General features: G+C 55.0%; 11 protein-coding genes. 7 read left to right on the top strand and 4 right to left on the bottom strand.

What is annotated here, in order from left to right; translation table 11 throughout:
• The first annotated feature begins 175 nt into the window (after positions 1 to 175).
• The gene (locus tag ACR8BF_RS01430) at positions 176 to 1,024 is read left to right on the top strand and encodes a MurR/RpiR family transcriptional regulator (protein ID WP_033784214.1); all 849 of its coding nucleotides are present in this window, start codon (positions 176 to 178) and stop codon (positions 1,022 to 1,024) included.
• Between the two features lie 82 nt (positions 1,025 to 1,106).
• On the opposite strand, the gene iolB is transcribed toward ACR8BF_RS01430, so the two are convergent.
• Entirely contained in the window at positions 1,107 to 1,925 is an 819-nt protein-coding gene (gene iolB, locus ACR8BF_RS01425) for a 5-deoxy-glucuronate isomerase (protein WP_313701020.1), read from the bottom strand.
• A 119-nt stretch (positions 1,926 to 2,044) separates the two neighbouring features.
• Positions 2,045 to 3,550, bottom strand: coding sequence for a CoA-acylating methylmalonate-semialdehyde dehydrogenase (locus ACR8BF_RS01420; protein ID WP_179898778.1), 1,506 nt, complete (start codon positions 3,548 to 3,550; stop codon positions 2,045 to 2,047).
• A gap of 419 nt (positions 3,551 to 3,969) precedes the next feature.
• Between ACR8BF_RS01420 and ACR8BF_RS01415 the strand changes: the two genes are divergently transcribed.
• The gene (locus tag ACR8BF_RS01415; protein ID WP_434745467.1) at positions 3,970 to 4,785 is read left to right on the top strand and encodes a TIM barrel protein; all 816 of its coding nucleotides are present in this window, start codon (positions 3,970 to 3,972) and stop codon (positions 4,783 to 4,785) included.
• A gap of 75 nt (positions 4,786 to 4,860) precedes the next feature.
• On the opposite strand, the gene ACR8BF_RS01410 is transcribed toward ACR8BF_RS01415, so the two are convergent.
• Entirely contained in the window at positions 4,861 to 6,084 is a 1,224-nt protein-coding gene (locus ACR8BF_RS01410) for an MFS transporter (RefSeq protein ID WP_313701024.1), read from the bottom strand.
• 278 nt (positions 6,085 to 6,362) lie between these two features.
• Between ACR8BF_RS01410 and ACR8BF_RS01405 the strand changes: the two genes are divergently transcribed.
• Positions 6,363 to 7,418, top strand: coding sequence for an AI-2E family transporter (locus ACR8BF_RS01405; protein WP_292987021.1), 1,056 nt, complete (start codon positions 6,363 to 6,365; stop codon positions 7,416 to 7,418).
• Here the strand turns inward: ACR8BF_RS01405 and ACR8BF_RS01400 are convergent.
• Positions 7,407 to 8,084: a FadR/GntR family transcriptional regulator gene (locus tag ACR8BF_RS01400; protein WP_179898774.1), complete on the bottom strand. Its 678-nt coding sequence runs from the start codon at positions 8,082 to 8,084 to the stop codon at positions 7,407 to 7,409. The two genes, ACR8BF_RS01405 and ACR8BF_RS01400, sit on opposite strands and share 12 nt — an antisense overlap.
• Positions 8,085 to 8,232: 148 nt before the next feature.
• On the opposite strand from ACR8BF_RS01400, the gene uxuA reads away from it, so the two are divergent.
• The 4 genes from uxuA to hemB all read left to right on the top strand — a co-directional run bounded on the left by uxuA (position 8,233) and on the right by hemB (position 14,377).
• Positions 8,233 to 9,417: a mannonate dehydratase gene (gene uxuA, locus ACR8BF_RS01395; protein WP_314985361.1), complete on the top strand. Its 1,185-nt coding sequence runs from the start codon at positions 8,233 to 8,235 to the stop codon at positions 9,415 to 9,417.
• A gap of 285 nt (positions 9,418 to 9,702) precedes the next feature.
• On the top strand, positions 9,703 to 11,316 hold the full coding sequence (locus tag ACR8BF_RS01390) for an EAL domain-containing protein (protein WP_434745466.1): 1,614 nt from the start codon (positions 9,703 to 9,705) through the stop codon (positions 11,314 to 11,316).
• A 450-nt stretch (positions 11,317 to 11,766) separates the two neighbouring features.
• Positions 11,767 to 13,272 (top strand): glycine betaine/L-proline transporter ProP, encoded by a 1,506-nt coding sequence (proP, locus tag ACR8BF_RS01385; protein WP_179898771.1) that lies wholly within the window; start codon positions 11,767 to 11,769, stop codon positions 13,270 to 13,272.
• Positions 13,273 to 13,399: 127 nt separating this feature from the next.
• Entirely contained in the window at positions 13,400 to 14,377 is a 978-nt protein-coding gene (gene hemB / locus ACR8BF_RS01380; protein ID WP_179898770.1) for a porphobilinogen synthase, read from the top strand.
• The last annotated feature ends 44 nt before the right edge of the window (positions 14,378 to 14,421 follow it).

The raw sequence follows: 14,421 nt of genomic DNA, 5'->3' as shown, positions 1-14,421 counted from the left end.
CATCCTGACATTGTTCGCGAAAAGTCACGCATCGGGCGCTAAAGCTAATCTGTGAACCATTTCATAAAGCCATGAAATAAACTGCATCGTTGACGCAAAGAAATGAAATTTTCCATCCATCTGGTAATATAGCGCTCATTATGCAGCCATTATTCTAATTATACGGGCAGAAGTGATGAACAATAATCCCACCCAACTTTCTCTCTTGCAGGACGATATTCGTCGCCGCTACGAAACGCTGAGCAAGCGTCTTAAACAGGTTGCGCGCTACATCCTTGATAACAGTAACAGTATTGCTTTCGACACCGTCGCCTCCATTGCCCAGCAGGCCGATGTGCCGCCGTCGACACTGATCCGTTTTGCGAATGCGTTTGGCTTCAGCGGTTTCAACGAAATGAAACAGGTTTTTCGTCAGCACCTGATGGAGGAGACGGTCAACTATACCGAGCGCGCGCGTCTGTTTCGTCAGACCTCCACGGATGACAGCGCCAGTGCGCCTGAAAGTCCGGCAGAGATCCTTAACGTTTTTACTATGGTCAACAGCCAGGCACTGCAGCAGCTGGCGATGCAGGTTAATCCTGAGCAACTGAACAAGGCGGTAAAACTGCTGAATGAGGCGGAGAACATCTATGTGATCGGCCTGCGTCGCTCTTTCAGCGTCGCCTCCTATCTGGTGTACGCGCTGCGTCACCTGGAGCGTCGCGCGTTTCTGATTGATGGCCTGGGCGGGATGTTTACCGAGCAGCTCAGCCTGGTAAACCCGAAAGATGTGGTGATTGCGATCAGCTACTCGCCTTATGCACGTGAAGCGGTCGAAGTGGTGGAAATGGGTGCTAAACGTGGCGCGCATCAGATCGCTATTACCGACAGCCAGGTCAGCCCGCTGGCCGCTTTCAGCGATGTCTGCTTTGTGGTACGCGAAGCGCAGGTCGATGGCTTCCGTTCGCAGGTTGCCTCACTCTGCCTGGCGCAGACACTGGCGGTGTCACTGGCTCTGAACAATGCCGATAGTTCGGCTCAGTAACCTGCGTTCCGCACAGTAAAAAGGGCAGCTCAATCGGCTGCCCTTTTTGATGCTATCCACGCACTGATAAAAACGCAGTGACTTACGCTTTGCGCGGATAGCTGTCGCTGTTCACCCAGGCGTGATCTTTCTCCCAGCTGAATTTCCACAACCGTACTGGCCCTGCCATCACGTTCAGATAGTAGTTGTTATAACCTGCCAGCGTCGCCACGGGGTGATAGCCGCGCGGTACCATTACCACGTCGCGATTATAGGGTGCCATACAGACATCCAGTGAGCGGTCGTCGGTGTAGACGCGCTGCATGGCAAAACCAGGCTCCGGATCGAAACGGTGATAGTAGGTCTCTTCCAGGTAGGTTTCGCTTTCACTCTCCTCCTGATCGTGCTTGTGGCTGGGATAAGAGCTGGTATCGCCCTCGTTGGTATAGACCTCAACCACCAGCAGGCTGTCAGCCGGTTCAGTGTCGGGCAGGATGTTATGCACCAGGCGCTGGTTGCGCCCTTTTCCGCGATGCTCAACACCAACATCAGCTGGCGCGATCAGTCGTGCAGGCAGATTTCCCTGACCGGGCGCGTTACAGACCGCCAGTTCAAGATCGCTGTCAGCGTAAACTTCAACTTCATCGTCATGCGGCACATAAACGGAATAAGGCGGCACGCGCTCAAATGGCGACATGCGCTTACCAATACCAGAAAACTCAGCATGGCGGGTTTTCACCGAGGCCAGCCCGGCCACCAGCACCAGACACAGCTCTTTATCACCGCTGTTGAGACGCAGGGTTTCCCCTTTCTTCAGCAGATAAGCATCAAACCCTACATAACGCCAGCCAGCGCGCTCAGGCGTGACATGCTGAATACGGCCCTGCGCGTCAGGGGCCTGTGCTTTCGACAGTAAAGACATCCTGATCCTCCTCTCTGTCACGATTAACACGGCGAGTGTTACGCGGGCGCAATGCCAGCGAACAAAGCGACCGGCAGAGTATCCTGCCGGTCGCACACCGTGATCGACGTTGAAATAAATTAGCCTAAGGTTGGCATACTGAATTCAGACACGGTCTGCTGACCGGACGGCCAGCGCACGGTGGCGGTTTTCATGCGCGTATAGAAGCGCACGCCATCCGGCCCGTGGACATTCAGCGCACCAAACACAGAACGTTTCCAGCCACCGAAGCTGTGGAATGCCATCGGCACCGGAACCGGCACGTTGACACCCACCATGCCCGCTTCAACGTTCTGCACAAACTCGCGCGCGGTATGACCGTTGCTGGTGAAAATCGCACTGCCGTTGCCAAACTCATGGCTGTTAACCAGTTGCAATGCACTGTCGTAGTCCGGTGCGCGCATGATGCTCAGCACCGGCCCAAAAATCTCTTCACGCCAGATCACCATCTCCGAAGTGACATTATCAAACAGCGTGCCGCCAACGTAGTAACCTTCTGCATGACCCGCAACCTGCACGTTACGGCCATCGACCACCAGCTTCGCGCCTTCCTGCTCGCCTTTGTCGATGTAACCCAGCACCTTCTTCTGATGCGCGGCAGAGACAACCGGACCCATCTCATTTTCATCGGCACCCTGGCTCATTCCCGGGCCGATACGCAGCGCTTTCACCAGCGGTGTCAGGCGGGCAATCAGTTTGTCGGCTGTGTCATCGCCCACGGCGACAACAACCGGCAGTGCCATACAGCGTTCACCGGCAGAACCAAACGCACCGCCCATGATGGCGTTAACGGTGGCATCCAGATCGGCATCCGGCATGACGATGGCGTGGTTTTTCGCCGCGCCAAATGCCTGCACACGCTTGCCGTGGGCGCTGGCGGTTTTATAGATATGCTCAGCGACGCCTGAAGAGCCGACGAAGCTCACCGCGGCAATACGTGGATCCTTATAGAGCTGCTCAGCATCTTCATTAGAGCTGTGCACCACGTTAAATACGCCATCCGGCAGGCCCGCTTCAGTCAGCAGTTCAGCCATACGCACGGCCGCAGACGGATCCAGCGCCGGTGGCTTCAGCACAAAGGTGTTACCGCAGGCCAGTGCGATCGGGAACATCCACAATGGCACCATCGCCGGGAAGTTGAACGGCGTAATGCCCGCAACAACGCCGACCGGCTGCATCAGCGAGAAGCTGTCAACGCCGCCGCCGACGTTCGGGGAATATTCGCCTTTGAGCAGATGAGGGATGCCGCAGGCAAACTCAATGACTTCAATGCCACGCGTCAGTTCCCCCAGTGCATCGGACCAGACTTTGCCATGCTCAGAAACAATCAGCGCTGCCAGCTCATCACGATGCTGCTCCATCAGCGCTTTAAAGTTAAACAGAACGCGGGCGCGACGCAGCGGCGAGGTTTTAGACCAGGCTGAAAACGCGTCATGCGCGACACCAATTGCCTGAGCCACTTCATCAGCGGTACTTTGCGTCAGTTCACGGACCACTTTGCCGGTTGCCGGATCGTAAACAGGGATGGTTTCGTTGCTGGCGCTGAAAGTGGTTTTACCGCCAATAAAGTTACCTATGATTGTCATGATGTTGCCTCTTAAGATGGTTAAGTTCGCTGCAGACAGACCCTGTGGCCTGCCACACTGCCTGACCCGGCAAACCTGAAAGCGTATTAAGAAGCTATTACAGTGGAATAAATTTTTCAAATAGTTCTTTTTGAAAAATTTGCTTTTAGCGGCACAGATCGCATTTTTCCATCCGTCTGTCATGGAAAACATGATGAGGGGACGAGGCCATTATCAGCGGCCAGACCAAGCTCAGCAGGGAAATGATTGTCATATGGATCGGTGGTATTACTGCGAGGTCGATCCAGTGTTTATGGATAGAGATGAAACGAAATATGAAATTAATGCGAGGCTGATCTAATAATTTACATTTCATAATTCACTATCAATGAAATAAATGTTTTCTTTAGCCGCAACATCTCCTGTCCCGGAGTCAGCACATGGCTATTGATCCCACTCGTTTTTGTATTAACCGCAAAATTGCGCCCCGGCTCTCGCTGGAAGCCTTCTTTCAGCTGGTTCAGCGTCTGGGCCTGAGCAAGGTTGAACTGCGTAATGATATGCCGGGCGGCAGCGTTACTGACGATCTCAGCACCGATCAGCTGCGCGCCCTGATCGACAGGTATCACATTGATATCATCAGCATTAATGCGCTCTATCCGTTTAACCGTATTGATGACGCGCTGCTGAGCCGGGCCGAGGCGCTGTTACAGACGGCACAACAGATTGGTGCGAAAGCGCTGGTGATGTGTCCGCTGAATGAGGGGATTACCGTATCGCCTCAGCAGACACAGGCGGCAATGCAGGAGCTGGCGCCGCGCTTTGCCCACTATGGCATTCTGGGGCTGGTGGAGCCTCTGGGGTTTCCGGTCAGCTCACTGCGTTCGACCGTGCAGGCGCAGGCATTGATCGCTGCGGCAGGCGTGCCCTTTAAACTGCTGCTGGATACCTTTCATCATCATCTCTATGAGAATGCTGAACAGGAATTCCCGGTGAGCATTGATATTGACCAGATTGGACTGGTGCACCTGTCAGGCGTTGAAGATCAACGTCCGACCGCCGAGCTGACCGACGAAGAACGCATCATGCTGAGTGATAACGATGTGCTGAAGAGCGTGGTACAGGTTAAACGGCTGGAGATGCTCGGCTACAGGGGCATCTATTCCTTTGAGCCTTTCTCCGGCCAGCTCAACAGCTGGACCCCAGCGGAGACTGAACGCCAGATCCGCCACAGTATTGAACTGCTGCAGGCATAAAGCCTGTTGTATCCCACATTTATCCGTTTATCTGTGTCTGAAAAGACGTTATGGCCCGCTACTGGGCCATTTTTTTTATTCTGAAGAACCGTCTGCTGCTGGCAGCGATCCCTGACGCCGCAACAGGCGCAGCGTACAGAAAAACGCAACACAGACCAGCAGCGCCGTGAGCAGATAGACGCGTGAGACATCCGCATAATTCATGATGAATCCGGCCAGTGGCCCGGTAATCCCCAGCGACAGATCCATAAAGGCGGTATAGGTTGCCAGGGCACTGCCCTGATTCTGCTGCGGCACCACTTTTACGGCCACCACGCCCAGCGCCGGGAACACCAAAGAAAATCCGGCCCCGGTCAGAAAGGCACCCGCGTTTGCCATCCAGGGATTACCCGCAGCGGCGACCAGAAACAGTCCGGCAGCCTCAACCGCCAGACAAACGCTGGCGACCCGCAGACCGCCGTAGCGGTTAATCGCATTGGGAAACAGCAGGCGTGCGCCAACAAAAGCCATGCTGAACAGGGAAAGCGCAAAAGCGGCTCCTTCCCAGCCTTTATCCTGATAGAACAGGGTAATAAAGGTGGCGATAACGCCAAAACCCGCCGATCCCATCGCCAGAATCGCACCAAAACCGGCGATTTTTCCCAGCACAGCCCGAAACGGCAGCGGTCTGGCCCGGCTGGCTTTTACGGCCGGACGCGGCACAGCGCAGACGATGCCCACCGCACAGATAGCCACAATCACCAGTGACAGCCACAGCAGGCCACCTGCCTGAAAGATCACCACGCCGAGCGGTGCGCCGATTGCCATTGCGCCATAGGTGACAATACCGTTCCAGGAGATGACCCGGCCAATGTGCAGCGAACCAACCCGCGCCACCCCCCACAATGAGGTGCCGGTGCCGGTAAAACTCTGGCCCACGCCCAAAATCATCCGGCCGATGCAGAGCAGCGTCAGGCTCCATATCGGTGATGCGATCAGGGCCGCCAGCAGAATACACAATCCGCTGATCAGACAACCCACCAGGCCCGTCACCACCACTTTCTTTGGTCCCCAGCTATCCGCATAGCGTCCGGCGTGTGGCCGGCTCAGCAGCGTCGCCACATATTGCAGGCTGATTACCAGTCCCGCCCAGAATGCGCTGAAGCCCAGCTGGTCATGCACCCAGCCTGGCAACACTGCCAGCGGCAGACCAATGGTGAGATAGCTGGCAAAGTTGTACGCCACTATAGAGAGGATCAGCAGAGAGATATTCCGGTTTCCGGATGGGACGTTCTGTTCCACTGCAGGCTGTTCAGGCATGCGTCCTCGCGCTCGTATTTGGCTGAATGATAAGGTTAATCCTTTAACTATACCCGCTTTCGCCACCCGCGCATCACAATGGCACGGTTATCAGGCAGATGAAAACGGCGGGAAAAGCGGGAAAAAAGAAGGTCGCTGCACTGCCGCTATAGCTGAGTAATGTGGCGCTGATTACCCCACCCTTTTGCCGCCGCGCTTTACCGTTTCTCTGATAAATCAGATTGTTAATTTTCTTTCAGCTACACTTTCAGCAGCCAAATTACATTACGAGAGAGAGAATGAGCGAGCTGCAACGGGAAAAGATCGGACAAAATATTCTGATAAAACTGGCGATGCTGGTCATCATCCTCGCCGGGGTTCGGGCAGCGTCCGATATTCTGGTCCCGCTTCTGCTGGCGGCGTTCTTTGCGATTGTGCTGAATCCCCTGGTGACGATGCTGATGCGTCGTGGCTTCCGCCGCGGACTGGCGATTGGTCTGGTCATTACCGTGATCTTCTGCGGTATCCTGCTGCTGGGTGCCATTATTGCCAGCTCCATGAGCGAGTTTTCTGATCTCTACCCGCAACTGCGCGCCACGATGGAGCAGAAAATGACATTGCTGCAACATCTGGCGGCGGGCTTTCATCTCAATATTTCAACGAATGCGCTGGTACAGCGTTTTGACCCGAATACCATGATGAACCTGGCAAGCGTGGCGCTGAGCGGCTTTTCCGGCGCAATGACCAATACCGTGCTGCTGGTGCTGACCGTCGTCTTTATGCTGTTTGAGGTCCATCACCTGCCTTACAAAATGCGTAACGCGCTGGTGAACCCCAAAATTCGTATCGCCGGGCTGCATAAAGCGCTGAAAGGCGTGACGCACTATCTGGCGCTGAAAACCCTGGTGAGTCTGATCACCGGCATCGCCGTCTGGCTGAGTCTCTATCTGCTGGATGTGAAATTCGCGCTTTTGTGGGCTGTTGTGGCGTTTATCCTCAACTTCATTCCCAATATCGGCCCGATTATTGCCGGCATTCCGCCCTTTCTGCAGGCGCTGTTACTGAACAGCCTGTTTGATGCTGCGATGGTGGCGGCACTGTTTACCGCGATTCATATGGTGTTCGGCAATATGCTGGAACCACGTCTGATGGGGCGCGGCCTGGGCTTATCAACGCTGGTAGTATTTCTGTCGCTGATATTCTGGGGCTGGCTGCTCGGTCCGGTCGGTATGCTGCTCTCGGTGCCGCTCACCAGCATTACCAAAATCCTGATGGAGACCACGCCAGGCGGTAGCCGTCTGGCGATTATGCTGGGCACCGGACGACCTAAGCGGACGCGGGCATTAACCAAGTAGCCGCTGCTGCACGTGCTGCAGATGACTCTCCATCGCCTGGCGGGCTGCGGCTTCATCACCCGCCACAATCGCATCGGCGATCTGCTGATGGTCAGCGTTCATCTCCTGCGCAAAGCTGTTATCGGCATAATGGCGTTCCAGTCGCTGCACATGCGGGCTGTGACGCCGGTTCCATAACTGCTCCAGCAGGTCGCGTAACACATCATTGCCGCTCATCTCGCTAATCAGCAGGTGGAAGCGCTTGTCCTGCTCCAGAAAGGCCGCATCGTTTTCATTGTACTGCTGCAGTTCGGCGGTCAGCGCCAGCAATGCCGCCCGCTGCCCGGCGGTGCCGTTCCGTGCGGCAAATCCTGCCAGCATCCCCTCAAACGCTTCACGCGCCTGAAGCAGATCCTGCAGGCTGCAACTCTCCTGCGGAACGGCGGCCTGCGGCAGCGGCTGCGCGACGTAAACGCCGTTGCCCGTGCGGATATCGACCCAGCCAGTCATTTCCAGCGCAATCAGTGCTTCACGCACTGACGAGCGGCTGACACCCAGTTGTTTCGCCAGCTCGCGCTCCGGTGGCAGCAGGCCACCGGCGACAAAATCACCGCGCGTAATGCCGGCCATAATAACGTTGGCGATTTGACGGTAGAGCCGCTCGGTTTTTATGACGGGTAGCGTCATCACCCTCTCCTCTTATTGCATTTAAAACCGATCTCTTCGTCGATGCAGTTTGTCATGCTGCGATCCCGATCACGGCCCTGATTTGTCCACTATCCTACTCTTGGTCAAGCGGCCTGACCACTGGGCCACATCACAGTAAGGAGTAAAAATGGAACATACATGGCGATGGTACGGCCCGAATGATCCGGTTTCACTGGATGATGCGCGTCAGGCGGGCGCGACCGGTATCGTAACGGCCCTGCACCATATCCCTAACGGCGAGGTTTGGCCGGTGGAGGAGATCAAAGCGCGTCAGGCTCTGCTGGCAGAAAAAGGTCTGGTCTGGTCGGTGGTGGAAAGCATCCCGGTCCATGAGGCGATCAAAACCCAGCGTGGTGACTTCCTTCGCTATATCGCTAATTATCAGCAGTCGATACGTAATCTGGGCGCCTGCGGCATTGATACTGTCTGCTACAACTTCATGCCGGTGCTGGACTGGACGCGTACCGACCTCGCCTGGACGCTACCGGATGGCGCAAAAGCGCTGCGCTTCGATGCCGACGCCTTCGCGGCTTTCGAACTTTATCTGCTCAAGCGTCCCGGTGCGGAGAAGGATTACAGCGCTACCGGGCAGCAGGCCGCCGCAGCGCGCTTTGCCGCGATGAGTGAAGAAGAGAAAAATACTCTGGTGCGCAATATTATCGCCGGTCTGCCAGGTGCTGAAGAGGGTTACACCCTGGAGCAGTTTCAGGCGCAGCTGGCGCAGTATGACGGCATCGACAAAGCGAAACTGCGCGAGCATATGGCAACCTTCCTGCGCGCCATCGTACCGGTGGCGGAGGAAGTGGGGATTAAACTGGCGGTGCATCCGGATGATCCACCGCGTCCTATTCTCGGCCTGCCGCGCATTATCTCTACGCAGGAAGATATGCAATGGCTGAAAGAAACCGTGGACAGTCTGCACAACGGTTTCTGTTTCTGCACCGGCTCTTATGGCGTGCGTGCCGACAATGCGCTGGTTGAGATGGCGGAAACGTATGCTGACCGCATCAACTTCATCCACCTGCGCGCCACGAAGCGTGAGGAGAACCCTGACAGCTTCCACGAAGCAGCCCATCTGGCGGGCGATGTCGATATGGTCGGCGTCATCAGGGTTATTCTGGCGGAAGAGCAGCGCCGTCGTCGGGCGGGCAATCAGCGGGCGATACCGATGCGTCCCGATCATGGCCATCAGATGCTGGACGACCTGCATAAGCGCACCAATCCAGGATATTCCGCCATTGGCCGCCTGAAAGGACTTGCTGAGCTGCGCGGTGTTGAAGTGGCGCTGAAACAGATCTATTTTGCCGACTAGTTAATGTGTCTTACCCTGCGCCCGCCCGCTGACGGGCCAGGATCTTCTTCATCCGCTGCGGCGAACTGCCCTTTTCCCTGGCAGTTCCATTTTCTCGCCTGATTTTTTTGCTGCCCCCCAATGAAAGCAAAACAACCTGTCAATAAATGCCCTGTCTGGTCGATAATTGACCTGGGTCAGTTCTGTTGATCGCAGAAACGCTAATCTGCCCGGCCCGGAGAAATGCTATGCTGCGCGACTGATTAGCTCCCTGCCTTGAACAAATAATACTCAGAGGATTCAGCAGTGCCGCTACTGAAACGAAAACGCGACTACGCAAGGCTGGCGATTATTATCTCCGGCGTGCTGCCTCTGATTATTGGCATTTTTTTTACCGCCCTGGATACGCGCCACACCGTCAGGCAGCAGCAGGTGAGCGCTGCAAATACGCTGTTATCTCAGGCTGAGAGAATGAGCGACAGCGCCTGGGATATGATTACCGAGCTGCGCCAGTTTCAGCACCAGCCCTGCAGCCAGATTCAAAATCAGTTGCAGCGCATCGCCTCACTGAATCCCTATTTCCGCGGCGTCGGTAAAATGGAAGAAAACAGAATTGCCTGTTCTTCAGCCTATGGAGCAGAGCCTGGTTTCCTGAAGGATATGATCCTGCGCGACGCGCCCGTCACCGGAAAAGCCTGGTGGAGCCTGTCGATTGCCAGAACATCTGGCGTTCCCGATCGTCCGGCAGTGATTTTTATGCGCGACCTGCCCGATGGCGAGGGATTCTGGGCAATGATTGATGGCCAGTATCTGATCGATTTTATGCGCGCTATCAACAGCACCCATCACTATCATTTCAGCATGAACTTCAGCGACGGTGCACCGATCGCGTTTGGCAATCCACAAATCGCCGCGTCCAGCTGGTTTGAACCGATGATTTATCAGGCCAGGTCAACCCGCTATCCGCTCTCTGTCACCCTGATTGCCTCGCCTTCTGAACTGATCGCCGCATGGCGTCAGGTGATGTTTATCATCATGCCGATGGCGGCTATCTTCTCGATTCTGTTGATGATGCTGATGGCGAACTGGCTTCAGCGACGTATTTCATGGCGCGATGAGATTCGGCGGGCAATCAACAGCGACCAGTTCAGGGCGCATTATCAGCCGGTCTATGACAACCGGCTGCAACGCTGCAGCGGCGTAGAGGCATTATTGCGCTGGACAACGCCAGACGGTAACGGCGTGCGGCCCGATATTTTCATTGGCGCAGCAGAAGCGGAAGGGATGATTGTGCCGCTGACCCGCCATCTGCTCAATTTAATCGCAGAGGATGTGATGGACTGGGAGGTTAAACCCCATTTCCACCTGGCCATCAACGTGGCAGCAGATCATCTTCAGCATCCTGACTTTGTCGACGACATGCTGCAGTTTGCCGAGCGGATAAAAGACAAGCAGTTCCTGATTACCCTGGAGCTGACCGAACGAAGCCTGATAAAAGATGGCGCTGAGGTCGCTCGCAAGCTGGAGCAGCTTCGCGGTTGTGGAATGAAGGTCGCCATTGATGATTTTGGGACCGGTAACTGTTCGCTCAGCTATTTACAGACCTTCACCCTGGATTATCTGAAGATCGATCGCGGCTTTATCAACGCGATTGAATCCCTGGAAGGCAGAACCCCGGTGCTGGATGTCATTATTCAGCTCAGCAATGAGCTGGAACTGGAAGTGCTTGGGGAGGGCGTCGAGTCCGCCTTACAGTTTAGCTATCTGCAACGGCGCGGCGTGGTCTATATCCAGGGCTATTATTATGCACGCCCAATGGACAACAAGGCGTTCATCGCCTGGCTGGCCGCCGCGGGTGACCAGCCGGTTGAGCATGAGCAGGAGCACGTTCCTGATGCCCGACCAAAGGGCACTGTCTGAACTCAATCTGAACTGACCAGGTTTCCGGCTGAATAGCTCATCAATCTCCTTTTCCGGCGTTCCATTTTTTACGCATTCGCCCCGCCTGGTGCCCGGCTTTGTATACTGTTTAACCACCTACGGTGTCTGCCTCCCTCCTTAATCCTTGTCATATCCTCTGATTTGCTGAAAAAAACGGCGGTCGTCACGCAGAGTGATAATTTTTTTGTGGAGCTAAACAGCGAAAAATCACCTCTCTGGAGGCCATTTTTAGCTCAAACATGACAGATATCACACAAAAACGGTATACTCTGTCGCTGTTCGCAATAATAACAACCGTAATTATTGTGTCAGCCGTCGCGTAAATAGCGCTTATTTACGGCTATGCTTAAATTTCTCAACGCAGCGATCTGATGACTCACCACGGCTCGCGCCGTTGAGAACTTTTGTGTTCCATTACAGGGTAATTCTATGAAATTGCGTAGGAAGCGTGTAAAACCAATTGGGATCGATGATGTTACTATCATCGATGATACTCGTTTACGTAAAGCTATCACCGCGGCCTCTCTGGGTAACGCGATGGAGTGGTTCGACTTCGGTGTTTATGGCTTCGTCGCCTATGCGCTGGGTAAAGTGTTTTTCCCGGACGTCTCGCCGGGTATTCAGATGATCGCGGCGCTCGCCACCTTCTCTGTTCCATTTCTTATTCGCCCGCTGGGTGGACTGTTCTTCGGGATGCTGGGCGACAAATATGGTCGTCAGAAAATCCTTTCCATCACCATTATCATCATGTCGGTCAGTACCTTCTGTATCGGCCTGATACCCTCCTATGCCTCCATCGGCATCTGGGCACCGATTCTGCTGCTGTTAGCGAAGATGGCGCAGGGCTTCTCGGTAGGTGGTGAATATACCGGTGCTTCAATTTTTGTGGCCGAGTACTCGCCTGACCGCAAACGCGGTTTTATGGGCAGCTGGCTCGACTTTGGTTCGATTGCGGGCTTCGTGCTCGGCGCGGGCCTGGTGGTGCTGATCTCCTCCATTATCGGGGAAGAGAGCTTCCTTGAGTGGGGCTGGCGTCTGCCGTTCTTCGTCGCGCTGCCGCTGGGCATTATCGGTCTTTATCTGCGTCATGCGCTGGAAGAAACCCCGGCATTCCAGCAGCACGTGGACAAACTGGAACAGGGCGACCGCGAAGGCCTGCAGGATGGTCCGCAGGTTTCATTTAAAGAGATTGCGACCAAACACTGGCGTAGCCTGCTCTCCTGTATCGGCCTGGTTATCGCCACTAACGTCACCTACTACATGTTGCTGACGTACATGCCGAGCTACCTGTCGCATAACCTGCACTACAGCGAAGACCACGGCGTGATGATTATTATTGCCATCATGATCGGTATGCTGTTTGTTCAGCCAATGATCGGCATGATGAGTGACCGCTTTGGCCGTCGTCCGTTTGTCATTATCGGCAGTATTGCCCTGATGATTTTCTCGATTCCCGCCTTCATGATGATTAACAGTGGCGTGCTGGGACTGATTTTTGGCGGTCTGCTGCTTCTGGCGGTGATCCTCAACGCCTTTACTGGCGTGATGGCTTCGTCACTGCCTGCCATGTTCCCGACCCATATCCGCTACAGTGCGCTGGCGAGTGCGTTTAACATTTCGGTACTGATTGCGGGCCTGACGCCTACTCTGGCCGCCTGGCTGGTGGAAACGACGAATAACCTCTACATGCCAGCCTACTATCTGATGGTGGTGGCGGTCATTGGTCTGATTACCGGTCTGTACATGAAAGAAACGGCCAATAAGCCGCTGAAAGGCGCGACACCGGCAGCGTCAGATATGGAAGAAGCGCGCGAAATCCTGCAGGAGCATCACGATAATATCGAGCACAAAATCGAAGATATCGACGAAGAGATCTCCCGTCTGGAAGCGAAACGTAAAAACCTGGTGCAGCAGCATCCGGATATTAACGAGTAATTGTTCTGCTCTCCCGCCGCCCGGCGGGAGAGCCCTTTTCCCCCTCTCTTACCGCACACAAACCTTCATACCTCGCGGGCAAAGAGAGTAAACTGTTGTTACTTTTTTCACCTGCGTAAGAATGAAAATGTCTGATTATTCCCTTATCCAGCGCCCAAGAAGATTGCGCGCCAGCGCCTCGATGCGTGAAATGTTTCAGGAGTCTTCCCTGACCCTGAACGATTTAGCTCTGCCTATTTTTGTTGAAGAAGAAGTCGACGATTACAAAGCGATTCAGGCGATGCCTGGCGTAATGCGTATTCCGGAAAAACGTCTCGCCTATGAGATTGAGCGTATCGCCAAAGCAGGTATCCGCTCGGTGATGACCTTTGGGATTTCGCACCATACCGATGCCACCGGCAGCGATGCCTGGAACGAAAACGGTCTGGTGGCGCGCATGTCCCGCATCTGCAAAGATACCGTGCCGGAAATGATCGTGATGTCTGACACCTGCTTCTGTGAATACACCAGCCACGGCCACTGTGGCGTGCTGTGTGATCACGGCGTCGATAACGATGCCACCCTGGAAAACCTGGGCAAGCAGGCGGTGGTAGCCGCAGCAGCCGGTGCAGATTTCATCGCTCCGTCAGCGGCGATGGATGGTCAGGTTGAGGCGATTCGCCGGGCACTGGACGCTGCGGGCTTTACCCAGACCGCCATCATGTCTTACTCCACCAAGTTCGCCTCCTCGTTTTACGGCCCGTTCCGTGAAGCAGCGGGTACCGCACTGAAAGGCGATCGTAAAACCTACCAGATGAACCCGATGAACCGCCGTGAAGCGATCCGCGAATCGCTGCTCGATGCGGCGCAGGGCGCAGATTCACTGATGGTGAAACCGGCAGGCGCTTATCTGGATATCCTGCGCGACATCCGTGAACGCACCGAACTGCCGCTGGCGGCGTATCAGGTAAGTGGTGAATACGCGATGATCAAATTTGCCGCACAGGCTGGTGCCATTGATGAGCGTAATGTGGTGCTGGAGAGTCTCGGTGCGATTAAACGTGCCGGTGCGGACCTCATTTTCAGCTATTTCGCCCTTGATCTCGCCGAACAAAAAGTGCTCTGATCCCCTCCTCATAAAGAGCGTGGTCGTGATATCACGCTCTTCTT

The organism is Candidatus Pantoea rara (assembly GCF_051136265.1).
Taxonomy (GTDB): domain Bacteria; phylum Pseudomonadota; class Gammaproteobacteria; order Enterobacterales; family Enterobacteriaceae; genus Pantoea; species Pantoea rara.
The sequence above is the reverse complement of the archived record's forward strand: the minus strand, read 5'-3'. Positions and strand labels throughout refer to the sequence as shown.

Coding starts and splice junctions, on each gene's coding strand:
- ACR8BF_RS01410 (WP_313701024.1), bottom strand. CDS start 6,084: ATGCCTGAACAGCCTGCAGTGGAACAGAACGTCCCATCCGGAAACCGG.
- ACR8BF_RS01420 (WP_179898778.1), bottom strand. CDS start 3,550: ATGACAATCATAGGTAACTTTATTGGCGGTAAAACCACTTTCAGCGCC.
- iolB (WP_313701020.1), bottom strand. CDS start 1,925: ATGTCTTTACTGTCGAAAGCACAGGCCCCTGACGCGCAGGGCCGTATT.
- ACR8BF_RS01400 (WP_179898774.1), bottom strand. CDS start 8,084: ATGACGCTACCCGTCATAAAAACCGAGCGGCTCTACCGTCAAATCGCC.
- proP (WP_179898771.1), top strand. CDS start 11,767: ATGAAATTGCGTAGGAAGCGTGTAAAACCAATTGGGATCGATGATGTT.
- ACR8BF_RS01405 (WP_292987021.1), top strand. CDS start 6,363: ATGAGCGAGCTGCAACGGGAAAAGATCGGACAAAATATTCTGATAAAA.
- uxuA (WP_314985361.1), top strand. CDS start 8,233: ATGGAACATACATGGCGATGGTACGGCCCGAATGATCCGGTTTCACTG.
- ACR8BF_RS01415 (WP_434745467.1), top strand. CDS start 3,970: ATGGCTATTGATCCCACTCGTTTTTGTATTAACCGCAAAATTGCGCCC.
- hemB (WP_179898770.1), top strand. CDS start 13,400: ATGTCTGATTATTCCCTTATCCAGCGCCCAAGAAGATTGCGCGCCAGC.
- ACR8BF_RS01430 (WP_033784214.1), top strand. CDS start 176: ATGAACAATAATCCCACCCAACTTTCTCTCTTGCAGGACGATATTCGT.